This window comes from Galbibacter sp. L-19, assembly GCF_056857615.1.
Genome location: NZ_JBSXNL010000046.1, coordinates 1 through 24,324, shown reverse-complemented (window position 1 = coordinate 24,324; position 24,324 = coordinate 1). Strand labels below are relative to the sequence as shown.

At 32.9% G+C, this 24,324-nt stretch carries 16 protein-coding genes; 5 read left to right on the top strand and 11 right to left on the bottom strand.

Annotated features, from left to right (window positions below):
• Nucleotides 1–113 precede the first annotated feature (113 nt).
• The 3 genes from AC13CQ_RS06095 to AC13CQ_RS06085 form a co-directional block, all read right to left on the bottom strand.
• The gene (locus AC13CQ_RS06095; RefSeq protein WP_008611275.1) at nucleotides 114–1,463 is read right to left on the bottom strand and encodes an OmpA family protein; all 1,350 of its coding nucleotides are present in this window, start codon (nucleotides 1,461–1,463) and stop codon (nucleotides 114–116) included.
• 109 nt (nucleotides 1,464–1,572) lie between these two features.
• Nucleotides 1,573–2,766 carry a glycine C-acetyltransferase gene (gene kbl, locus AC13CQ_RS06090; protein WP_008611274.1) on the bottom strand — a complete coding sequence of 398 codons (1,194 nt, stop codon included), beginning with the start codon at nucleotides 2,764–2,766 and terminating at the stop codon, nucleotides 1,573–1,575.
• Nucleotides 2,767–2,804: 38 nt separating this feature from the next.
• A complete protein-coding gene (locus tag AC13CQ_RS06085) occupies nucleotides 2,805–5,933 on the bottom strand; it encodes a UvrD-helicase domain-containing protein (RefSeq protein ID WP_474506868.1) in 3,129 nt (1,042 codons plus the stop codon).
• Nucleotides 5,934–6,050: 117 nt separating this feature from the next.
• On the opposite strand from AC13CQ_RS06085, the gene AC13CQ_RS06080 reads away from it, so the two are divergent.
• The gene (locus AC13CQ_RS06080; RefSeq protein WP_008611272.1) at nucleotides 6,051–6,659 is read left to right on the top strand and encodes a superoxide dismutase; all 609 of its coding nucleotides are present in this window, start codon (nucleotides 6,051–6,053) and stop codon (nucleotides 6,657–6,659) included.
• Nucleotides 6,660–6,727: 68 nt separating this feature from the next.
• Here the strand turns inward: AC13CQ_RS06080 and AC13CQ_RS06075 are convergent, their stop codons facing one another.
• Nucleotides 6,728–7,723, bottom strand: a complete 996-nt coding sequence (locus AC13CQ_RS06075) for a DUF4421 family protein (protein WP_474506869.1) — start codon at nucleotides 7,721–7,723, stop codon at nucleotides 6,728–6,730.
• Nucleotides 7,724–7,950: 227 nt separating this feature from the next.
• Here AC13CQ_RS06075 and AC13CQ_RS06070 point away from each other — a divergent pair, with 227 nt between their 5' ends.
• Together AC13CQ_RS06070 and AC13CQ_RS06065 are read left to right on the top strand one after the other, a co-directional pair.
• The gene (locus AC13CQ_RS06070; RefSeq protein ID WP_474506870.1) at nucleotides 7,951–10,485 is read left to right on the top strand and encodes a zinc-dependent metalloprotease; all 2,535 of its coding nucleotides are present in this window, start codon (nucleotides 7,951–7,953) and stop codon (nucleotides 10,483–10,485) included.
• Nucleotides 10,486–10,573: 88 nt separating this feature from the next.
• A complete protein-coding gene (locus tag AC13CQ_RS06065; protein WP_008611268.1) occupies nucleotides 10,574–11,590 on the top strand; it encodes an LLM class flavin-dependent oxidoreductase in 1,017 nt (338 codons plus the stop codon).
• Nucleotides 11,591–11,666: 76 nt separating this feature from the next.
• On the opposite strand, the gene AC13CQ_RS06060 is transcribed toward AC13CQ_RS06065, so the two are convergent.
• The 3 genes from AC13CQ_RS06060 to kduI are packed head-to-tail and all read right to left on the bottom strand — an operon-like array spanning nucleotide 11,667 to nucleotide 14,497.
• A complete protein-coding gene (locus AC13CQ_RS06060; protein WP_474506871.1) occupies nucleotides 11,667–12,845 on the bottom strand; it encodes a DUF4861 domain-containing protein in 1,179 nt (392 codons plus the stop codon).
• A 20-nt stretch (nucleotides 12,846–12,865) separates the two neighbouring features.
• Nucleotides 12,866–13,660 (bottom strand): gluconate 5-dehydrogenase, encoded by a 795-nt coding sequence (locus AC13CQ_RS06055; protein ID WP_008611265.1) that lies wholly within the window; start codon nucleotides 13,658–13,660, stop codon nucleotides 12,866–12,868.
• On the bottom strand, nucleotides 13,661–14,497 hold the full coding sequence (gene kduI / locus AC13CQ_RS06050; protein ID WP_335587105.1) for a 5-dehydro-4-deoxy-D-glucuronate isomerase: 837 nt from the start codon (nucleotides 14,495–14,497) through the stop codon (nucleotides 13,661–13,663).
• A 231-nt stretch (nucleotides 14,498–14,728) separates the two neighbouring features.
• Here kduI and AC13CQ_RS06045 point away from each other — a divergent pair, with 231 nt between their 5' ends.
• Nucleotides 14,729–15,757 carry a LacI family DNA-binding transcriptional regulator gene (locus AC13CQ_RS06045; RefSeq protein WP_008611262.1) on the top strand — a complete coding sequence of 343 codons (1,029 nt, stop codon included), beginning with the start codon at nucleotides 14,729–14,731 and terminating at the stop codon, nucleotides 15,755–15,757.
• A gap of 160 nt (nucleotides 15,758–15,917) precedes the next feature.
• Here the strand turns inward: AC13CQ_RS06045 and AC13CQ_RS06040 are convergent, their stop codons facing one another.
• On the bottom strand, nucleotides 15,918–17,885 hold the full coding sequence (locus AC13CQ_RS06040; protein WP_008611260.1) for a M1 family metallopeptidase: 1,968 nt from the start codon (nucleotides 17,883–17,885) through the stop codon (nucleotides 15,918–15,920).
• Between the two features lie 588 nt (nucleotides 17,886–18,473).
• Here AC13CQ_RS06040 and AC13CQ_RS06035 point away from each other — a divergent pair.
• Nucleotides 18,474–20,210: an LTA synthase family protein gene (locus tag AC13CQ_RS06035; protein WP_474506872.1), complete on the top strand. Its 1,737-nt coding sequence runs from the start codon at nucleotides 18,474–18,476 to the stop codon at nucleotides 20,208–20,210.
• A 1-nt stretch (nucleotide 20,211) separates the two neighbouring features.
• On the opposite strand, the gene AC13CQ_RS06030 is transcribed toward AC13CQ_RS06035, so the two are convergent.
• Genes AC13CQ_RS06030 through AC13CQ_RS06020 form a run of 3 tightly spaced genes read right to left on the bottom strand, consistent with a single transcriptional unit; the run spans nucleotide 20,212 to nucleotide 24,067 of the window.
• Nucleotides 20,212–21,342, bottom strand: coding sequence for a hypothetical protein (locus tag AC13CQ_RS06030; RefSeq protein WP_456867964.1), 1,131 nt, complete (start codon nucleotides 21,340–21,342; stop codon nucleotides 20,212–20,214).
• Between the two features lies 1 nt (nucleotide 21,343).
• Nucleotides 21,344–22,627 (bottom strand): YaiO family outer membrane beta-barrel protein, encoded by a 1,284-nt coding sequence (locus tag AC13CQ_RS06025; protein ID WP_456867963.1) that lies wholly within the window; start codon nucleotides 22,625–22,627, stop codon nucleotides 21,344–21,346.
• 21 nt (nucleotides 22,628–22,648) lie between these two features.
• A complete protein-coding gene (locus AC13CQ_RS06020; RefSeq protein WP_456868250.1) occupies nucleotides 22,649–24,067 on the bottom strand; it encodes a glycosyltransferase family 2 protein in 1,419 nt (472 codons plus the stop codon).
• Between the last annotated feature and the right edge of the window lie 257 nt (nucleotides 24,068–24,324).

The window sequence follows — 24,324 nt, the reverse complement described above, 5'->3', positions numbered from 1 at the left end:
ATCCTCGGGATGAATACAACAACTAAATTACCAAAATTTAAAGTATAATAAATAAAAAAACGCTCCGAATATCGGAGCGTTTTCTATTATATGGTTTGAACTAATTTAGTTAATTACTTAACTAAGTTAATTTCAACTCTTCTGTTTTGAGCTCTACCATCTCTAGTAGAGTTAGAAGCGATTGGTTTAGTTTCACCGTAACCAGCAGAAGATAATCTGAATCCGTCAATTCCATGAGAAGTTAAATATTCTTTCACAGAAAGAGCTCTAGACTCAGAAAGTCTTTGGTTAAGAGAATCACTACCAGTACTATCTGTGTGACCGTCTACAGTAAATTTAGCATTTGGATATTCATTAAGAATTGCAATGATATCAGATAACACTTGCTCAGACTGAGGTTTGATAGAAGATTTACCAGTATCAAACAAGATAGTTTTAGCATAGTTATTTAATGCTTTTTGAACTTCAGCAGATAATTCAGGACATCCGTCATTAGCTACAGTTCCAGGAGTTTCAGGACACTTGTCATCTTTGTCAAGTACACCGTCTCCGTCTTTATCTGGACAACCGTTAGAAGAAGCAGGACCAGCAACATCTGGACACTGATCATCTTTATCAGCTACACCGTCACCGTCAGCATCTGGACATCCAGCTAATTCTTTAAGACCTGGAGTATTAGGACACTCATCTTGAGGATCAGCTACACCATCTCCGTCAGAATCAGGACAACCATTCATGTCAGCAGTACCAGCTTCGTTAGGACAAGCATCTTTAGAATCTTCGATACCATCTCCGTCAGAATCAGGACAACCGTTGAAAGCTTTTAAACCAGGAACTTCAGGACAAGCATCGTCTTTATCGTATACACCATCTCCGTCAGAGTCAGTACCACCAAATTTGATAGCAAGACCAGCTAAGTGTTGGAAGTGAGGAGTGCTGTAATCTTCGAATACATGCTTGTATCCAGTTTGTACAGTAAGACCAAGGTTTTCAGTAAACCATACATTGAAACCAACACCTCCGTTAAGAGTTCCAGCTCCAATTTCGTCTAACCATGTATAACCCCCACCGATTTCGATGAATGGATCAAATACATGACCTTGAGTAAAGTTGTACTTAATAGTACCATCTACACCGTAGTAAGATAAATCATCTACACTAGTGTCACCAAGGTTTTCAATTTTGTTAAGTGATCCACGAACTCCTAAAGAGATTCCACTACCTACGTACTTAGAAACAGATACGTAAGAAATAGAAGGTAGGATGTTCCAGTGATCACTTGCGTTGAAATACTCGTCGAACCAAGCTTCAGAAGCATATGGTCTATCAGAATTTGTTGGGTATGCATCAACTGCGTTTACCCCAAATGCGATTTGCCATGGATTGTTTTGGTCTTGAGCATTCATGTTGCTAATTCCTACAAAAAGGAACGCAGCAACTAGTAATTTGCTAAGATGTTTCATGTTCAATTATTTAATTTTAAGTGTTAATTTAAAGACAAATGTAAGTTGTTACAACTTATTAACAAAAACAAATATATAATTTTTTAGTTAAAATGAAAAGAGATGTAGTTTAAACTACCCCTAATTTCTTCCCAACTTCGGTAAAGGCATTTATGGCTCTATCCAAGTGTTCTCGGGTATGCGCAGCCGATAATTGAACTCTAATTCGAGCTTTTTCTTTAGGTACAACAGGGTAGAAAAATCCTATAACATATATTCCTTTTTCTAAAAGCTCATCGGCCATAGTCTGCGATAATTTGGCATCATAAAGCATTACTGGAACTATTGCTGAATCTCCGTCAATGATATCAAAACCCGCATTTTTCATTCCTTTTTTGAAATATTTTGTGTTTTCTTCAAGTTTATCTCTAAGTTCTGTACTTTTTGACAACATGTCGAAAACTTTTATTGATGCGCCAACTATATTCGGTGCTAGAGAATTTGAGAATAAATATGGACGAGAACGCTGACGTAAAATTTCTATAATTTCTTTCTTTCCGGTAGTATAACCACCCATTGCCCCACCAAGTGCTTTTCCAAGGGTTCCTGTTATAATATCAATTCTATCTAGCACTCCTTTTTCTTCCAAAGTACCTCTTCCTGTCTCTCCAATAAAGCCTGTAGCATGACATTCGTCTATCATTACTAAGGCATCATATTTGTCTGCTAGATCACAAATTTTATCCAGAGGAGCAACCAAGCCGTCCATAGAAAATACTCCGTCTGTTACAATAATTTTAAAGCGTGATCCATCTGCATTTGCTTGTTGTAATTGTTTTTCGAGATCTGCCATATCGCTATTTTGATAACGGTAGCGTTTTGCCTTACATAATCTAACCCCATCAATTATGGATGCATGATTTAAGGAATCTGAAATAATAGCATCTTCGGCAGTTAGTAAAGGTTCAAAAATACCTCCATTAGCATCAAAAGCGGCTGCATAAAGAATGGTGTCTTCAGTTCCGTAGAATTCGGCTATTTTTCCCTCAAGTTCCTTGTGGATGTCTTGTGTACCACAGATAAAGCGTACCGAAGACATTCCGAAGCCATGAGAATCTAATGTGTCTTTTGCTGCCTGAATTACCTCTGGGTGTGATGATAAGCCAAGGTAATTGTTTGCACAAAAGTTTAATACCGTTTCTCCAGTATCAACAGTAATTTCTGCTCCTTGTTTAGACGTTATAATGCGTTCTTTCTTATAAAGTCCTGCCTCTTTGATATCGGCTAATTCTTGTTCTAAGTGTTCTTTTATTTTTCCGTACATGGTATTCTGTTTTTTGCAAAGTTATAGGATTATTGGAACTATACCTTTATAATTTCAATATTCTCATTTACGAAAACCAATAATTTTTCTTTCACTTCGTAACCAATTTCAGAAATAGCACTTGCGTATCCTTTTATTTGGCTTTTATAAGTTTCAGAAAAAGAACCAGTTTTATAATCAATAATAGTTACTTCGTTGTTTTTAACAACAAATCTATCTGGACGAAGAAAAACTCCATCGGCAGTAATAATTTCACGTTCATTAAAAATTTTATATGCTGAAGTAAAGTAGGCTTCTAGCATAGGATGTTGAGTTAAATTTGTAAGATAATTTTCAAATTGTTCTTTTTCAGTCTCAGGAATTAAGCCATTTCCTATAGCCTCTTCAATGGTTGGAATTACATCATGACTGAAGAATATTTTAGATAATAAATGATGATAAATATTTCCTTTATCTATAGCTCTTTGCTGCTTTGTATCCCATAGAGAGCCACTTTTAGTAATTAATTCAAAGGAGTTTCCAAAGGAAGCATTGGATATAAACGGAATATCTTCAGAAGTACTCAAGTGTTTCTTTTTTACTTCTGAATGTTTTTCTGGATCTCCAAGAGTGTATTCTGTGTTGTTATCATTCCAAAGTCCTTCAGCTTTTAAAAAGTTAATGAAGAGTCCCGCAAAAGTTTTTACATTTTCCTCTCCTTTTGTATTAATTTCTCTTTTGCAAATTATATGAAGTTGCTCTACAGCGCGCGTTAATGTAACATATAATAGGTTTAAATTATCGAGCTCTTCTTTTTCCTCATACTCTTTAACAAACAGTTTTCCTGTGTCGTTTATGTTTTCAATAGCGCTTTTAGAATTAAAGAGACTGTAGTCTATTCCAAAAAGGTTTTTATCAACTGGAAACCATAAATTAAAGTTCCGAGAGTCGTAAATACTAGTATTTGCAAAAGGATAAATTACCACAGGAAATTCAAGACCCTTAGATTTATGGATGGTCATTAGTTGAATAGCATTTGAAGACGATGGAGCTACAATGCTTAAACTATCTTGCTTTTGTTCCCAATAGGCTAGAAAGTTACTCAGACTGTCGTTGTTGTTTTGTGTAAAAGATATTATTTCATCTAAAAAGAATTGTAAATAAGCTTCGTTGCCATTACTAATTTCAAACGCATTAATAGCATATTCTACTGCGTTATAAAAAGGGAGTTGTAGGAAATATTTGGTATTAAAGTTCTCTTCTTCGAATACTGAATTTATATCGGAGAGCTTTTTACTGTAATATTCGTGTAGGTTTTCTACCTTATTTTTTTCAGCTAAAAAACGCAATATCTTTAAGTGAATTTCAGCGTCTAATGGTTGATTAAAATACGTAATTAAATCTATTAAAAAAGCTACTTTTTTATCGTTTTTAAGAAGTAAAGTCTCCGAAGAAATAATTGGAATTTCTTGTTCAGCTAGATAGTTTGCAATAGTAATTCCTTGTGCTTTAGATCTAGTTATAATACACATATCATTGTATGTAAATCCTTTTTCTAGAGATGAGGAAATGGCATTTTGAGTGGCTGTACAATAGAGATTATCCTCACTTTCTTTATTCTCTTTTTCGTTTATAAAAGTAAGATTAATAAAACCTCCAGCTTTGTTGTTAGTTTCTTGTTTACTGTATTTTTCAAACAGTTCTCTATAGGTTTCGTTATTTAAGTATTGAGAAATATGCTGAAAAAAGTTGTTGTTGAATTCTACTATTTTGTCATGACTACGGAAGTTTTTAGGCAGATTTTCAACATTTATTTCCGCTTGAAATGGATTCTTTTTATTGTACAAATCTATAAATTGTTCTGCTTTTCCACCTCTCCATCTATAAATAGCCTGTTTAGCATCTCCAACAATCATTAAACTTCCAGTTTTTCCGCTTGGTAATTCGGCTTCTAGCGCGTTAGAAATTAAAGGTTGAATGTTTTTCCATTGCATAGAAGAGGTGTCTTGAAACTCGTCTATAAAATAGTGCTTGTATTTCTCTCCAATGCGCTCATAAATAAAGGGAGCAGGCTGGTTGGCAATAGCAGAAGAAATGAGCCTATTGAATTCGGAGATTAACAATAAGTTACGTTCTTCTTTAATTTTATTAAGCTCCGCATTTATAGCATTTAAAAGAGATAATGGAACTAAATTTTTATAAAAGTTTTTTAGAAAGTTTAATTGACCGAAGTGATTTTTAATTTCTAAGTAATTTTCTAACAGAAAAGGTCTTATCTCATCTATTGTAGACTTAATACTGTCGTTGGTGGTTTTAGTGTATAGTTGGCTATTGTTAATTAAATTTTCTTCTAACTTATTTTCATATAATCTAGCAATATTATTTTCAATTATTTTAATGAAATGATTATATAAAGTTCCGCGGTTAAAAGAGGAGGCATCAAGCTGATTTGAGTGTAATTTTTCAATTACGTTTTTTGCTTTACTTGTAATTGCAGTTTCCAGCTCAGCAATCAGTTCTTTTAGTTGTTTTCCTAGCGCTTTAAAATCTTCTAAATTTTTGCTTTCTAAGGCTTCAATATGGTGTATGTATTCTTCGTTAGAAAGTAGCTTGGCAATTTCGTTTAACTCTCTAGAGATATCCCAACTTTTATCATCATCGGTTTTTTCTAATGCAAAATCTATTAAAACATCGGTAAGAAGTTTGTTGTTTCCTGCCTGATAGATTAGATTGTCTACCGCCTCATGGGTTAATGTTTTTTCGTCTAAAGAAACTTCAAAATTAGTGGGGAGTTTTAAATCAAATGCAAAAGTTCGAAGCAATCTATGGTTAAATTTATCAATTGTTACAATATCAAAAAAGGCATAGTTGTGTAGAATTCTTGTAAGTATTTTCTTGGATCTAGCATTTAATTCTTCTTCAGAAATAGCAAGTTCTTCACTAATAATAGAAAAAAGGGGTGTAGGTTTGGTTAGAATACTCTCCTGAGAGAATTCATATAAATTATTTAGCACCCGCTCCTTCATTTCATTTACCGCTTTATTTGTAAATGTGATAGCCAAAACTTGCTTGAAAGTGTCTATGTTTGAAGTACTCAGAAGGATGCTTAAGTACTTTTTTACAAGCGTAAAAGTTTTTCCAGAGCCAGCAGAGGCATTATATATTTGAAAAGGTGCAGAATTCAACATAAAAAGTTTATTGCAAAATAAGGAAACTCTATGAGGTATTAACAAATTATTACCATGTTTTCCGAAGCTTTTTCTTAAATTTGAAGAACTAATATTATTAACTAAAAAAAGATAAAAATGGCTTTTGATTTACCAAAATTACCGTACGCATACGACGCATTAGAACCACATATTGATGCAAGAACTATGGAAATTCACCATACAAAACATCACCAAGGATATACAAGCAAATTAAATGATGCTATTAAAGGTACAGATTTAGAAGGAAAATCTATTGAAGAGATTCTTAAAAATCTAGACATGAATAATGGTGCTGTTAGAAATAACGGGGGAGGATTTTTTAACCACAGTCTTTTCTGGGAAGTAATGTCTCCAAACGGTGGTGGAGAACCATCTGGAGAATTAGCAGAAGCAATTAATAGCGCTTTTGGTTCTTTTGAGAAATTTAAAGAAGCTTTTACAACAGCTGCTGGAACTAGATTTGGTTCTGGATGGGCATGGTTATGTGTTCATAAAGGTGGAAAAGTAGAAGTTTGCTCTACACCAAACCAAGATAATTCTCTAATGCCAGGTGTTGGTTGCGGAGGAGATCCAATTTTAGGATTGGATGTTTGGGAGCACGCTTATTACTTAAATTACCAAAACAAGCGTCCTGATTATATCTCTGCATTTTTTAATGTAATTAATTGGGAGAAAGTAGCAGAACTTTATGCTTCTAAAAAATAAATAATAGGCTAGAATTAGCAGATTAAAATTTTTAAAAACAGCTATCTCAAAATGAGGTGGCTGTTTTTTTATAAACCAACTTTTTGTTGTAGTTGATTCATTTTTTCTAATACTTTCTTGGGAGCATCAAACCGATAGCCAATATGGAATTCTACATACGCATGTTGGTCGGAAAGTTTGTTGTTTCCATCTGTATTATGGTTAAAAGATTGAGAATTGAGACTTACACCAGTAAAGAAATTAGGAATATTATATCCTAAACCTAAGGTTACTTGCCCTTGGTAATTTAAGCCATCCATGCTTGTGGTAACATTATTAGATTTAGAAGTTATGTGGCTGTAACCAACCCCCAAATGTGCACCAGAAGTAACTATAAACCGTTTGTTAATTACCCAATTGTAGAAATAAGAAGGACCGATGGTGATGTCTATAAATTTATCTTTATCAGAGGAGTCGTTAGAAATTCTGGAGTAATAATAGCTCAAAGTAGGCACAAAACTTCCTGCGCTTCTTTTTTGCCATTCATTTTGTTTAAAAATAGTTCTAAAAGAAAAGTTGTCATTAAAAATATAGGAAGTATTTCCGCCAATTCTAAGCACTTCAAAGTCGGGAAATATTATATTTGGTTCCCCAGGCGCAATATCGTTTAGGTCTACATAAAATCCTTTTGTTTTGTTCCATTCTAGGTTTTGCATCCATTTTTTGTAGTAAAAACGTGTCCCTATGTTGAAAAAAGTAGTTTTTCCCTTTTCATCGTTGTCGTCATTAAATTTTAAAAAGGCTGGAGTGTATCCTATATTTATTTCTATAAATCTAAATAGTAATGAAATATTAGAGCGCAAACGTTGATTTGGAGCAATAGTAACAGAAAAATCTTCCGAAGGAGTGGTAATCTCGTAAGAATTTGCTTCGTTAGTAAGACCTACGCGTAAGGTTATTTTATCTGGATATTTAGTAATATTCCCTACTTCTACAGAGATGCTGTCTAGATTACTCTCTTGAGCTTTTAAGCTTAAAATAAAACTTAAGAAAATGATGAAAAAAAGAAAATCTTTTAATTTCACAAAAGTAAAAATTAGATAGGTTGGTTTTGTAAAACTATAGAACAATTGTGTAGTTTCCTAATATTCTGTTAAGCTTGTTCTAGAAGTGTTAACTCATTCCTAATCAGTAGGAAGTATTTATTCAATTTTATATCTTTAAAATACCTATTCGTGCCTATTTAGTTATTGTAATGCAATTATGTAGCCTTGTTACACTTCTTATTTTGTTTAATTTGAATGCATTATACATGGAGAATAACATTTTTCAAAAAAGTATATATTTTATTCTGTTGGTTGTATTTTTTATTTCCTGCGGAACTCAAAAACAGTCTCAAACTTCTGAGGTAGGAATGTCGTTTGAGCCAACTGAGCCTTATGATAAAGTTATTCCTGAAGGTTCAGAGTCTAAAAAAGGTCTTTTTACAGTTCATAAAGTAAACGAGGATTACTATTTTGAAATTCCAGATAGTTTGCTAAATAGAGAAATATTGGTAGTTACGAGGTTTATAAAAACCCCTGGAGGTGCTGGGAATTATGGGGGGGAAGAAATTGGAGAGAAAACTATATTTTTTGAAAAAGGGCCTTCTAATAAAATATTCCTTAGAGTGGCTACTTTTGTAAGTCAGGCTAATGAAGAAGATGCTATTGCAAAAGCTGTAAATAACTCTAATGTTACCCCTATTTTAGAAGCTTTTGATGTAAAAGCTAGAAATGAGGAAAATGCTGCTTCTGTTATAAAAGTTACCGATTTTATAAATAGTGAAAACAATCTTTTAGCTCTAAGTGCATCGCAAAAAGAGACTTATAATTTAACTTCTTTGGAAAAAGACAAGTCTTATATTTCAACAATAAATAGTTATCCTATAAATACAGAAGTTAAGACGGTTAAAACGTATAATGCAAGCATAGCTCACAATAATAAAAAGAGTCTTCCTGCTGCTGCCTTGTCGGGAGTTGTTACTTTAGAGCTAAATAACTCTTTTATTTTATTGCCTAAAGAGCCAATGAAAAAGCGTTTTTATGATCCCCGAGTAGGGTATTTTGCTAGTTCTTATCTTTTGTATGGCGATAATCAACAAAAAGTAGATAAAAATATTTATATCCATAGATGGCGATTAGAACCAAAAGCGGAGGATATTGAAAAATGGAGACGAGGCGAATTAGTGGAGCCTAAAAAGCAAATTGTATATTATATAGATCCTGCTACGCCAAAAAAATGGAGACCTTATCTTATTCAAGGGATTAACGATTGGCAAAAAGCATTTGAGCAGGCTGGTTTTAAAAATGCAATTGTAGGAAAAGAATGGCCAGAAGCTAACGATTCTATGAGCTTGGAAGATGCTCGGTTTTCTGTTTTGAGATATTTTGCTTCGCCTTCTAAAAATGCATATGGTCCTAATATTGTTGACCCAAGAAGTGGGGAAATTTTAGAAAGTCATATGGGGTGGTATCATAATTTAATGAACCTACTTCATAATTGGTATTTAATTCAGGCAGGTGCTGTAGATGAAAGAGCAAGGAAAATGACATTTGATGAGGAGCTGATGGGAGAGCTTATTCGTTTTGTTTCCTCGCATGAAGTAGGGCATACCCTCGGACTAAGGCATAATATGGGTGCAAGTTATGCAACACCTGTAGAGCGTTTGAGAGATAATGAGTGGCTCAACAAAAACGGACACACCAGTTCTATTATGGATTATGCACGTTTTAATTATGTGGCGCAACCAGAGGATAGTGTTTCTGTTGAAAATTTAATGCCTAGAATTGGAGATTATGATAAATGGGCAATTCAATGGGGATATTCGCAATTTCCAGATAGTCTTTCTTCAGAAAAAGAAAAAGAGCAACTAAGTACCATGGTTGTAGATAGTATTTCTAAAAATCCGAGACTGTGGTTTGGAGGAGAGGGTCGCGATTTTGATCCGCGTTCTCAAACGGAAGATTTAGGAGATAATGCTATGGTTGCCTCTTTCTACGGAATTCAAAATTTACAACGTGTGGTTCCAAATTTAATGGAATGGACTAAAGATGAGTCAGGAAAAAGTTATAAGGATTTAGGAGAAATATATAATGATGTGGTAAAGCAATACAGTAATTATTTGTTTCATGTGGCCAAAAATATTGGTGGGATTTATGTTACGCCAAAATCTAATAATGAAGAGGGAGATGTGTATAGGCCTGTTTCTAAAGCGAAGCAAAAAGAAGCATTATTATTTATTGATAAATATGTTTTTAATGAGCCTACTTGGCTTTTAAATGATGAAATTTTAAATAAAATTGAAGAACCAAATACCAAAAATTCCACTACCGAAATGATGGAGAGTTTAATGATGACACTTTTGGGAGGAAGTAGAATGAGTAGAATTTCTTTTATTGCAGATAGGTATAATTTTAACGATCCATATACTCCAGAAGAATACCTGAATGATGTAAGCAGTTATATTTGGAGTGATTTAGATGTGTTTTATAGTCCAAATGATTATGAACGAAAGCTTCAGAAAACCTATGTTTCGGATATGATAGCTTTGTACAAGCCAGATGAAGCACAAGGGCCATTGGCCGGATTAATGGCAAAACTTTCTGAAGAAAAAACAGCTAATACAGATATTAGGGCATTGGCTTTAAATAATTTAATTAACCTAGAAAGGAGAATAAAAAACCTCCTTCCTAGTGTTTCAGATAGGATTTCAAGAGCACATCTTCAGTATTTATTAAAAGAAATTGAAGCGGTGGTGGGCGATACAAATTCTATGGAGCAGAGCTACCGTCCGATTAAAAATTAAGTAGGAAATCTACATCTTATTCTGTAAGTTTTTATATAATTATCGACCATAAAAGGTACATTTTATACTAATAAAACTAGATAATTATATGTCTCAAAATATATTACAAAATACTAAATTTTCAGTTTTAGATTTAGTACCAATTCCTCAAGGAAAACAACATATAGAAGCTATTGAGAATAGTTTGGATTTAGCGCAACACGCCGAAAAATATGGATACAACCGTTTTTGGGTTTCCGAGCACCATAATATGGAAAGTATTGTAAGTTCTGCAACAGTTGTATTATTAGGTTATTTGGCACAAGGAACTTCTACCATCCGAATTGGTTCTGGAGGTGTAATGTTGCCAAACCATGCGCCGCTTATTGTAGCGGAACAATTTGGAACCTTGGCAACTTTATATCCTAACCGGATTGATTTAGGTTTAGGAAGAGCTCCAGGAACAGATCAACTTACAGCACAGGCATTAAGGAGAGGAAAACAAGAAAGTGTTCAAGATTTTCCGAATGATATTGAGGAATTACAGCAGTATTTTTCTATAGAAAATCAAGATTCTAAAGTACGTGCTATTCCAGGGGAGGGTCTTGATATTCCGATTTACTTATTGGGTTCTAGTACTTTTAGTGCGCAATTAGCTGCTGAAAAGGGACTGCCATACGCTTTTGCGAGTCATTTTGCACCTGCGCAATTATTTAATGCCCTCAATTTATATGCTGAAGGATTTAAAGCTTCCGAAGAAAATAAAACCCCTTATCCAATGGCTTGTGTAAATGTTATAGCCGCCGAAACAGATGAGGAAGCACAGCGTTTAGCAACAAGTTTATATCAGTTTGCAATGGGAATAATTACAAATACCCGCCGACCATTACCGCCACCAATTGATTCGATGGATGGAGTTTGGAGTATGGAACAAGAAGCCATGATAAAAAATATGATGTATTTTACTTTTATTGGCTCTAAAAATACAATTGCAAGCGAGCTATCTAAGTTTGTGGAAAGTACAGGTGTAAAAGAAATTATTGCTGTTTCACACATCTACAATCATGAAGCGCGCTTAAAATCCTATAAAATTTTAAGTGATATTTTTTCTGAAACTACTGCTTAAAATTACTCAATAATTAAGCTACATTGGAGCAAGCCCTTTGTTAAACTCAGGGCAGGCTTTGGAGCATTTAGCTTAATTATTGAATAACTTTTAATGGGGAGCTTAGTTTTTTAGCAAAGTCTGAAAGATAAGCTTCCCATTCTTTTTGAGAAGTAAATTCTCCTGCTTTTTTCCATCCAAATCCTGCGTAATAAGTCACCTCATTATTGTTTAAATTCAGCGTAGCAAAAAGGTTGCTCTCGTCTGTTTTATTGGTAATATATTTATCAAAATTAACTATGTTTTCTGGAGCTGTTACAATTCCCATCCCTAATTCAGAATCGGCATGAGGTTCCCAATAACTCATCCAACCTTCCTTTTTATTGGTGTTGGTGTTACCTTTTTGTTCATGAAGTGTTATTCCAGGTGAGATAGAATTTACGCCTTCTACTTGAAGCGTTATTCTTGATACATTCTGACCGTAATCAAGAGAGATGATTTTCTTTTCAGAAATGGTTTTTCCGTTAGCGTCCCAAGCTTCATAAGTAAGTTCAAAGCTGGTACGCAATGGACCGTTGGTAATTGTTTTCCAACTGGTAAAGTTTTTTGAAAAGTAATAAGAGGTGTCTACTTTTTTGGCAATTCCACCAATACCACGACTACTCCCAACATGAAAATTGTCAAGTCCTTCCCCAGTATCTTCATGATAAGTACCCGTTCCAGAAACATATTTTTTGTACCATTTATTAATAATTGGATATTCAACACGTTTTAGCCAAGCGTCAATTCCGCTAGAAAGCGTTCCGCCTGGCACACTATCTTCTACCATTTTTTGAGCTACGGGGCCATAAGTTCTAAAAGCAACTTTGTTATTTTCCCACGCATAATCGTCGGTTCTTTCTGGAACAAAACGAGAATAGCATACAGTAGCTGTGTCTGCTGGAGACTTATCTTTCTTCGGATAAATTTCAAATTTTATTTCAGAAGAAGCATTAATTTTTGGTTGAAATAAAAGCACATCCCACTTTCCGTCGTCATCAATATCAATTAATTGAGAAGTTAATTCAGATTTGTCTTCTGCATTTCTAACTCCCCAATAATTATATGCTTCGTCTAGCGCATCTGGGGCTAAATCTTTTAAATTAATTTCAACAGTTTCAAATTTCCTGTCGAGATTCAATTCGTTTTTAACAGTAATAATTTTTCCATCATTACTACAAGAAATAGCAAATAATGAAGCGAAAACGAGGAAGTATGCTTTTACTTTTTTATTCATTTTGGTTAAATTATAAATTTTTAATCTTCGTTAGAAGGTTTTCCTATAGTTGCCAAAATACCTCCATCAACATACAGTATATGTCCGTTTACAAAATTACTAGCCTGAGAAGCTAAAAATATTGCGGCTCCACCTAAATCTTCTGGTGCTCCCCATTTGGCAGCAGGAGTTCTGTTAATGATAAATTCGTTAAACGGATGTCCGTCTACACGAATAGGCGCTGTTTGGGAGGTAGCAAAGTACCCAGGTCCAATACCGTTGATTTGGATGTTGTGCTTAGCCCATTCGGTAGCCATATTTTTGGTTAGCATTTTTAAACCTCCTTTGGCAGCGGCATAGGCTCCAACAGTATTTCTACCAAGTTCCGACATCATGGAGCAGATATTGATAATTTTCCCGCTTTTACGAGCTATCATACCTTTTACTACATGTTTAGATACTATAAATGGCGCTACTAAATCTACATCAATAACCTCTCTAAAAGCCTCAACTTCCATAGTTTCAAGAGGAATTCTCTTAATAATTCCGGCATTATTTACCAAAATATCTATGGCACCTACTTCTTTTTCTATAGAAGCAATGGCTGCTTCTACTTCAGATTCTATAGTTACATTGAATTTGTATCCAAAAGCTTTAATGTTTTCTTTTTTGTAAACTTCTAGTGCATCATCTATTTTTTGTTGTGATGAGTTTCCGTTTATAACAATTGTAGCACCAGCTTTTCCAAGTTGCATAGCCATTGCCATTCCTAAACCGTGTGTAGCTCCTGTTATTAAAGCTACTTTTCCTTCTATGTTAAATAATGATAAGCTCATTTATCTTAATTCTTTAATTTTTGCAATATCCATATCAGCATAATCTAAATTCTCTCCAGCCATTCCCCAAATAAAACTATAATTTGAAGTACCAGAACCTGCATGAATAGACCATGGTGGCGAAATAATTGCTTGGTGATTATGCATCCAAACGTGACGAGTTTCTTGTGGTTCCCCCATGAAATGGCAAACAGCTTGTTCTTCTGGAATATCTAAATAGAAATAAATTTCCATTCTTCTGTCATGAACATGTGCAGGCATAGTGTTCCAAACACTCCCAGTTTTAAGTTCTGTTAATCCCATTTGTAACTGACAAGTTTCTACAATTCCGCCTATAATTAATTGATTTACCGTACGGTGATTTGCAGTTTCTAAAGAGCCTAATTCTAATTTATTAGCCTCTTGCATGCCTACTTTTTTTGTAGGAAGTTCTTTATGAGCAGGAGCAGAGTTGAAATAGAATTTAGCTGGGCTAGTGCTATCTTCACTCTTAAAAACAACATCCTTTTTTCCGCGGCCAATATACAAGGCCTCCTTATGCTCTAAGGTATAGGTTTCTCCATCAACCGAAACACTTCCTTTTGCTCCAACATTTATAATTCCTAGTTCTCTTCTTTCTAGAAAGTATTCCGCTTTTAGTAAATCAACAGTTTCTAGTTTTAGTTCTTTCTTTTTAGGAACTGCAGAACCAGCAATATATCTGTCGTAATGAGAATAAGTAAGACTAATCTCGTCTTCCTGCATTAAATCGTTTATCAAGAAAGTCTCTCTTAAGGTGTCCGTATCCATTTGTTTAACTTCTTTCGGACTAGAAGCGTATCTTTTACTGTAAATCATAATTTTAATTGTATTATTTACGCAAATTACATAAATGTATTTGTTTTTACAATCGATTGTAGCTTAAATTTGTTATATTATTTAATAAGTTGATGAGTATTCATGTTGGTTTGTATGAGACAATTAGATATGACCTTATTAATTTATTGGAAATAAGTACATTTGTAGGTGCTAAATATTACTTTTATGTAATTAAATACCCCTTCTGGGGCTTATTATTTTAATTTTTTGATGAAAAAGAATAAACCGACGATTCATGAGATAGCAAGATTATTGAATATTGATAGTTCAACAGTGTCCCGAGCTCTTAATAACAGTAATTTAGTGACCCAAAAAACGAAAGACAAAGTTCTAAAAAAGGCAAAAGAGATTGGGTACCAACGAAATCTTTTAGCTTCAAATTTAAGAAAGAGCAAATCTAATACCATTGGAGTTATTGTTCCTAGAATTTCAAGGCATTTTTTTTCGTCTACTATTGCAGGAATTGAAGAAGCATCCTATGCGCAAGGCTATAATGTAATTATTTGCCAATCCATGGAGAAGCTTGAAAGGGAAATTAAGATTGTAAATAATTTGATTTCAAATAGGGTGGATGGGATATTGGTTTCTGTTTCTATGGAAACAACTGAAGATACCCATTTAAAACAGTTTGACTTAAGTAATATTCCGTTAGTATTTTTTGATAGAGCTTTATCTGAAATGCCAAATAGTAAAGTTCTTATAGATAGTATAAAAGCTTCTTATGATGTAACACAGCATCTTATAGATCAAGGATGTAGGAAAATTGTGCATATAGGAGGACCTGCAACTTTAGATATCTATAAAGATAGGTTTAAAGGGTATAAACAGGCATTGCAAGAAAACAATTTACCTTTTGAAGAAAACCGTGTATATACTTCTGCACTTAATGAGCAAGAAGGAAGAAAAATTATAAAAACACTTATAGATTTAGGGATTGAATTTGACGGGATTTTTTCTGCAAATGACTTAGCAGCTATTGGTGCTATTAAGTATTTAAAATCTGTAGGGATTAAAGTGCCTCAAGATGTTGCTGTGGCTGGGTTTAGTAACGAACCGATTTCTGAAGCCATAGAACCATCTTTAACCACTGTAGATCAATCGGGTTATGAAATTGGAAGAATAGCGTGTAATTTATTATTAGATAGAATAAGTAGGACAGATAATGAAAGTGCAATAGCTAAATCTGTTACTTTGAGTCCCACATTAATTATAAGAGAATCTAGTAAAAGGAAGAAGTAACTTTTTTCGTTTTTAAAATTTATTCATTTTGATATAAAAAGAGGCTGTCTAAAAAGTATCTAAACTCTAGATGTCGTCTTGAGTTTGACAACTATAAATCACTTTTTAGACAGCCTCTTTATCTTTTTAAAAGATATTCTAAATTAGAATACTAATAAAACTAATTTTTATAAAAAGAATTGCTTGGCCAAGTATCATTGGAGTAATTCACGTCTGGTAAAATCTTGTCTGGATCTATCTCTATGCTTATTGGAAGCACCTCCGTTTTTAATAAATAACTCCATGTATCTCCTCTTTGCCATATTTCTACTGGAAGGGTGATGTTTTCTATTGAATTATCTCGATGTGTAACCTTCATTTTAACAGGCATAGGAACTCCTCCTTTATTAGCAATTGTAATAATAAAACCAGTTTTATCTTCATTTTGTCTTACACCTTCAATAGCTAAATCAATATTTCCTGTTCCATAAAACCAATTTTTAAAGAACCAAGAAAGGTTTTCGCCCCCAACATTTTCCATATGATTAAAGAAATCTTTAGGCTGAGGGTGTTTATAAGCCCATGTTTTTATGTAGGATTTAAAAGCATTATCAAAACGCTCATGTCCTAAAATATATTCTCTCAAAAGCAATAAACCAATAGCAGGTTTACGATAGGCAGTCATTCCTAGATTTCTCAAATTGGTAACATCTGGGTAAGTGTCAATACCTTCACGAGTTTCGCTATTAAACCAATCCGTCATATTTCTGGTTTTGTTAAGTCTGGCTGGATACTCTCCAAACTCCAAAGTGCTGTAATAGTTAATAAAAGAATTAAAACCTTCATCCATCCAAGCATATCTTCTTTCATTAGTACCAACAATCATAGGGAACCAGTTATGTCCAAATTCATGATCGGTAACACCCCATAAACCAGCACCTGTACTTTTCCAGCTACAAAAATTTAATCCAGGATATTCCATACCACCTATATCAGCAGCAACATTTGTAGCCACAGGATAAGGATATTCATACCATTTGTTTGAATAATTCTCAATAGAATGTTTTGAGTATTCTGTAGAACGACTCCAAGCATGAGAGCCTGCGCTTTCTTTAGGATAGACAGATTGAGCCAAGGCTTTTTTACCACTTGGAAGATCTATTTTAGCAGCGTCCCAAATAAATGCTTTAGAGGATGCAAAAGCAATATCTCTAGAATTATTCATGGTAAAATGCCAAGTTAAAGTACCACTTTGTTTAGCCTTTAAAGAAGCATCGTTTATTTCTTCTGGCTTTATTATATGTACAGTTTCGTTACTTTCTTTAGCCTTTTCCATACGGTTTCTCATAGTTTCAGACATTACCTCTCTAGGATTTTCTAACCTACCAGAACCTACTACAATATGATTGTAAGGAGCAGTAATTTCATAATCAAAATCGCCATATTCTAAATAAAACTCTCCCGCACCTAAATACGGTTCTACATTCCAACCTTCAATATCATCATAAACGGCGGTACGTGGATACCATTGAGCCATAGCATAAATTGTTCCGTCTTCTACATCAAGTCTTCCCATTCTATCCATTCCTTTAACAGGTATTTTGTAAGTAAAGTTCATAGAAACTGTTGCCGTTCCTCCATTTGCTTTTATAGGCTCTTTAAACCAAACTTGCATTCTGGTATCTGTAATAATATGTTTTGTAGAGGTATTTCTTCCAGTTTTAGCTTGAAGGTTTGTAATTTCATACCCTCCGTCAATATCGCCATTGTATCGATTCCCTTCAATAGGAGTGGTTAAGTTACCTCTTGAATTTTCGGTAAATCTATTTTGCTCTAAATACAACCATATAAAGGGAAGCGCATCTGGACTATTATTTGTGTAGTTAATAGTAATTTCTCCTGTTAGGGTATGTTGAGTATCGTTTAATGTAGCTTTTATCTTATAATCAGCTTCATTTTGCCAATAATCGGGACCGGGAATCCCAGAGGCCGAACGGTAACGATTCCCGCTACGATCCATGAATTCACTAAAATCTTGTTGATTGTTGTCTAACCCTTGTGCATTTGCAACATAACTTGTAAAAGCTGTAAGCATAAAAAATAAGGAAAGAAAAAGCTTCCCTTTTGGAAATTGATTTTTCATCTTCATATTGAAAATTATTCTAATGATTAAAAAAGTAAATTGAATTTTCTTGTAAAAGAACAAACCTAGTGAATTGAATGAAAAAACCGTATGCTTTTATATGAAATATCTTAAAACAAAAAGAAAGAAACGCTAAATACAGCCTCTTTGCAGGCTAGATTGATTAATTTACTACAGTTGATTTTTCATTTTTATATTGAAAATTATTCTAATGATTAAGAGGATCAATAAAACAGACTTCGGTAATTTTGCTGCTTTTAGTTTTTAAATTATTCCTACATACTATATCTTTATAGTAAGAATAACTTCATGCGTCAATCTATTACTAAAGATTTTAAATCTAACTTGGCTAGCTATAGCAATTATTTTTGTGTTTTAGCAATTTCCTTTTTGGTTTTATTATTATTTACTAGGATAGTAGAAATCGTTTTTTATCAAAATAGTCATTCTTTACCACTCACTTTATTTAAATTGGTAGTTGCTTCTTGGAAAGTAGACTTCACTTTTTGGTTACAAAATATCCTACTATTCTATACTGTTTTTGTTGTACTATCTTTTATATCCTTTAAGCTGTCTAAATTATTTTATAAAATAATGATAGTCCTTTTTTTGTTTTTAGAACTTTTGTTTGTTTTTTATTATAAATCAACTCTTGTTTTATTGGGTGCAGATTTATTTAGTTATTCATATAATGATATTTTTCAAACAGTAGCATCTTCGGGAGGGGTTGTAGTTTTAGCAATTATTTCCTTGTTAATTTATGGAGTGATTGTAATTAAATTCTTAAATTTTTTCACCAGAAAAATAAAGTTATCACTTAATGTTTTAGTACTATTATTTCTTCTCGTTGGTTTCACATTTTTAGGAACTATTATAACAGCGAAGCATAACCATTCAGATTTTGTAAGTAATATAACTACTAATAAAACCTTATATTTTCTTGAAGCAACACATACTTATTATTATCCATATATTAATGAAACAGATATTTATGCGGATACTTATTTAAAGAATTCTATAGCTACTAGAGCTTTTAGGAAATTTGAATATCCACAACCATCAGAATTTCCATTTCTTCATAAATCGATAGATGAAGATGTACTTTCTTCTTTTTTTGTTACTGAAACAACACAACCAGATCTAGTTTTTCTAGTTGTAGAGGGTTTAGGAAGAGCCTTTTCTGGGAATGGAGCATATTTAGGTAGTTTTACCCCTTTTTTGGACTCGTTAGCACAAGAAAGTTTATATTTGGAAAACTGTTTAAGTAACACAGGACGTACTTTTGGAGTGCTTCCTTCGCTTTTTGGGTCGCTTCCGTTTGGAAAAAATGGGTATTTGGAAATGGGAGAAAAGATGCCTAAATCACTATCTCTAATCAATTTGTTGAAAAAGAATGGGTATTCCACGAGCTTTTATTATGGAGGTAATGCCTCTTTTGATAAGATGGATATTTTTTTGAAGAAAAATAATATAGATTTTGTTTTTGATGAGGATACATTTCCAAAAAAATTTGCAAAGCTTCCTAGTAAGAATAACTTTAGTTGGGGATATGGAGACAATGAATTGTATCAATATTATTTTGAGACAAAGAAAAAAAATAAAATAAAACCGAATTTAGATATTCTCCTTACTATTTCTACGCACTCACCATTTAAAATTAATGATGCAGCAATATATAATGATTTATTTGAAAAGCATTTAAATAGCCTTGAACTTTCTCCAAAAGAAAAAGACGATTATAGAAATTATAGAGACCAATATGCAACTATTTTATATGCTGATGTTTCTCTAAAAAATTTTTTTGAAAATTATAAGAAGAAAGACAGTTTTGAAAATACCATTTTTTTAATAACTGGAGATCATAGATTACCAGAGATACCAATGCAAAATAAAATAGACCGTTACCATGTGCCGCTAATTATTTATTCTCCAATGCTAAAAAGCACTTCTACAATGTCTTCTATAGTTTCACATTTTGATGTTACTCCAAGTGTAGTTACTTATTTGTCTAATAAGCATCAAATAAAAAAGCCTGAGTTAACAACTTGGATGGGATTCGGTTTGGATACTTTAAAAAGCTTTAGAAACCAAAATAAGATTCCGATTATGCAAACAAAAGCCGATTTTGTTGATTATTTGGTTGGGACTTATCATTTAAATAATAATACGCTGTATAAAGTAAATGAGCATTTAGAGGAATATATTATAGAAAACGATACTTTAAAAGCAGAAATAAAATCGATGTTTGAAGCTTTTAAGAGGAAAAATTCTGAAATAACAGAAGGAAAACAACTACTTCCAGACTCTTTACTAGTTAAGTATACCCCTTAGGCTAATTTTTTACATAGCTGTTTAACATGGTGCTAATCATTGGTTTATAAAACCGCCAAAAAAATTCGCTGCGTTTATCTGTATCGTAAAAAGAACTTTGAAAAATTTCAATCCCTTTAAAATAAGAAGTTTTCATAGATATTTTATTGTCACAAAAATCTCCAGAGAGATAGGTAAATTTATAGGATCCTATTTTATTATTTGTTACTGCTGGAAAGCTATTAGGAATGCCATATGTATCTAATAAATGCTTGCCTTTTTTGGTAACATCTAGCGTATATATTGCATTAGACTCATTAATATTAGTGTCTATTTCTATGATGTCAAACCAGAAAGTATAGTCTATTTTTTCGGGTACATTATACATGGATTGCGCTTTTTCATTACTGGTAATAAATGGTTGTGGAGTTTTTAATTCTTCCCCTATTTTTAATACTACCACCTGTTCGTCTTTTACTAAAATAATTCCTTCATTTTGAAAAGTCCATTTTGTATTATTAGATTTTTCATAGTTATTGACAATCCATTTAGGAAGTTCAGTATTGCTTTTTTGATTTAAATTTTGGTAATATCTTCCAGACCAACCAGTCCATTTTATATGAAATAAATTTTCAAACTTTTTTCTGTTTTCAGAATTGGTAGGCTCTCCCAATACATTAAATTCTGTGATGATGGGTTTGTTTTTTTTCTTCATCAATTGTAGAAATTCAATATCTTGAGTGCTCAAACCGCCATATAAAACCCCATAAGGCTTTTCTTTATTATACCAATCAATATTGTATAAACCATAAGCATCTGTATAATACACTACATCAGAATCTAGACTTAATTGTGCTAATTGCTCATAAGTGTACCTTTCTAGTCCTTTAACTTTATAATTGTTTTGATCGAGAGGGAAAAAGCCAAAATAATCATGATTAGTATTATAGAGTTTTTTTGAAGTTTTAGAGAATTTATTGTGATTTAAAATCCAGGATAAAGAAAGATGCTCTTCAGTAGCTTTATTAATTACAGTTTTATCAATAATAGCAATAACTATTTTTTGTTTGGGACTGCATAACCAGACGCCCCACATTATAAGAGGGGTGCATACTATAGTTAATAAAATACCAAGCAAAATTTTCCTTTTCACCTTAAAATCTTTTAATATATCCTATCCCTATTGTGTATTGGTTTCCTCTAGAATCTGTTGCATATTCAATATTTTCATATGCTGCTTGTGCATATATAATATGTGTTTTTTTAATAAGTTTTCTATAACCTACAGAAAAGTTAGTAGAATTAAGTTGTGTATTACTGTTAATTAATACATTGTTTGTGGCATCGTCTGGAGAGAAACCTGTACCTGCGCTAACACTCAAATAATCGTCTGCTCCTCCTAAATAATACCGTACTGTTAATGCATAGGAGTTGGAAACGCCACTATCTGAGGGGGTTAAATATGTTCTAAAATTAAACCAATAATTTTTGTAGTACTTTCCAATAGCAGCAGTATATACCCATGTCTGATCGGAAAATACTAAAAGCCTAAAACCAGCATCGGCTTCAAAGGCTGCAGGGAGATTTGCATACAGCGAAAAACCTGCTCTATATTCTGGAAAAATTCCTTTATTATTAGAGATTCCACCATTAATATATGCATAGAATGTATTTGAAATCCTTGGATATAAATCTAATTCAAATTGTGTACTTCCTGTTCCAAAACGATTTGCATAATTAAAGCGGCTTATAATAGAACCATATTTAGTTTGCCTAGAATAGTCAACACTGGCAAGATGCCAAGGTTGATCAAAACGTTTGTCAAAATGCACAAAATCATAGGAAACGCCGATTTCATTTTTAGCAGATTCTTTTTTAACATTTTGCATTAAGGCTCGAGCTTCGGTTGATTTTGGATTGTTCTCTAATATTGTGTTAAGGGTAGTATTAGCTTCTTGATACTGCTTTAGATCCATTAATATTTTGGATTTTAGTAACAATAAATCTTCAGCGTTTGGATTGTACGCTAAGCTTGTATTTACAATCTCCAAAGCTTTAGGGGAGTTATCATTCCAATATTCTAAACTAGCATATGCAATTGCAGCATCTTCATAATTTTTATTGTTTTCGAAGACTTTTTTTAAAGTAGTTCGAGCTTTATCTGTTTGATCTGTCCAAGTGTATAATCTTCCTAAAAAGATGCTTAAATCTGCATATTCTGGAGCTTTTTCAGTGGCAATATTCATTAATCGGATAGCTTCATCGTAATTATCATTATCAAAAGCTTCTTTACGTGCCATTACAAAAAGTTCGTCGCTAGTTTTTTCCTCTTGAGCAAAAGAATTAAAAGCTATTAATAGACAAATTGCAAAATATATGGCGTTTTTCTTATCCTTATAGTGAGCTAATAAATTTGTTGTAATTATGGAGTTAATCATTTTAATAATATCTTAGTTTACCTATTTTGCTGCATTTCTTAATCCTGACCTACTCATGGTTCCCCATGTTTTACGTCCTCTAAACAAATCAATATTACCTTTTAAAGATGCCCAGAGTAAAAATGGATGATAAAAAATAGGCTCTAAGCATGCGGTAATTATTAATTTATAGATGTAATTAGTTTTTTTGTATTGTTGAAACGAATATTCTTCAAATAGTAAAGCTGTAATTGAGTATAAAATACCAAAGCTATAAGAAACTAGAAAGAAGCTTAGGGCAAATAGCCAATTTATTTGACCTAGACATAGTAAAACTATAAAAAAGAGAATTCCTGTAAATTCTATTATTGGTGCTAGCCACTCAAAAAACAGCCAATAAGGAGTGCTTAACATTCCTAAAACTTTGTATTTAGGATTAAATATCATAGCTCTATGAAGCCATAAAGTTTCTGCAGTTCCTCTTGTCCATCTATTTCGTTGTCGATGTAAAATACTCCATTTTTGAGGGACTTCTGTCCAGCACAATGGGTCTGGAATAAATCCAACAGTATAATCAATGTTTTGGGTTCTCATTATTCTTCGCATACGAACCAAAAGTTCCATGTCTTCTCCTACGGTATTGGTATTATACCCTCCAGCATCCATAACAGTTTTTTTATCGAACATACCAAAAGCGCCAGAAATAAGGAGTAATCCATCCATGCGAGACCAAGCCATTCTTCCCATTAAAAAGGCTCTAAAATATTCTATAACCTGAGCTCTTGCTACAAATTTATTTGGCAGTTTTACTTCTATAATTTTACCATCTTCTATAATACAAGAATTTGCAATACGGATAACCCCTCCAGAAGCAATTACCTTTTTCTTATTGTTTAAAAATGGTTTTATGAGTTTTAAAAGCGCATCGCTGTCCAAAATACAATCAACATCAATACTAGATATAATGGAGTGCTTACAGATGTTTATTCCGGCATTGAGAGCGTCGGATTTACCGCCATTCTCTTTATCAATTACTTTTAAATTTTTAAAAGATTTACTTTTAGACTTATATACTTTTCTTATTTCTTTAGTAGGAATAAAATTAAAGTATAAGGAATCGTCTTCTACTAAATGAAAGTTTTTAATAAGCCTTTCTAAAGTCCCATCTTTACTCCCGTCGTTAATAATTACAATTTCATAAGAAGGATAATTGATTGTGAGTAAGGATCTTATGTTTTCTACAATATTAGCTTCTTCATTATAAGCAGGTGCCAATATGGAAATAGAGGGGAGACTAGTTGATTGTAATAAAGCTACTTCGTCTTTTAAGCTATATTTTCTTTTATAATCTCTAATTTCAAAGAACGAGAATATTGCAGAAAAGAGGTATCCAGAGCATACTATAATTCCATAAATTAAAAATAGCCAACTAAGTATTTCCGATATTTGGTTTAAATTAATGATAGCTTTTCTTTTTAAAATTAATTAACTAATAAACTCTTTTCTGCTTGTAAGTATGTAAGCTGTATATTTTTATCTTGATTATTTATATACACTTTCAGTTTTTTTAACTGCGTTATGTATAATACTCCCCAAATTTAGGACAGGAAATTAAGTTGTAATTTTAACCCTGTCAATATGAAAACATCAAGAAGAAAATTCAGCGCATCCTTTAAGGCCAAAGTAGCCATTGAAGCGATAAAAGAGCAGACAAGTAT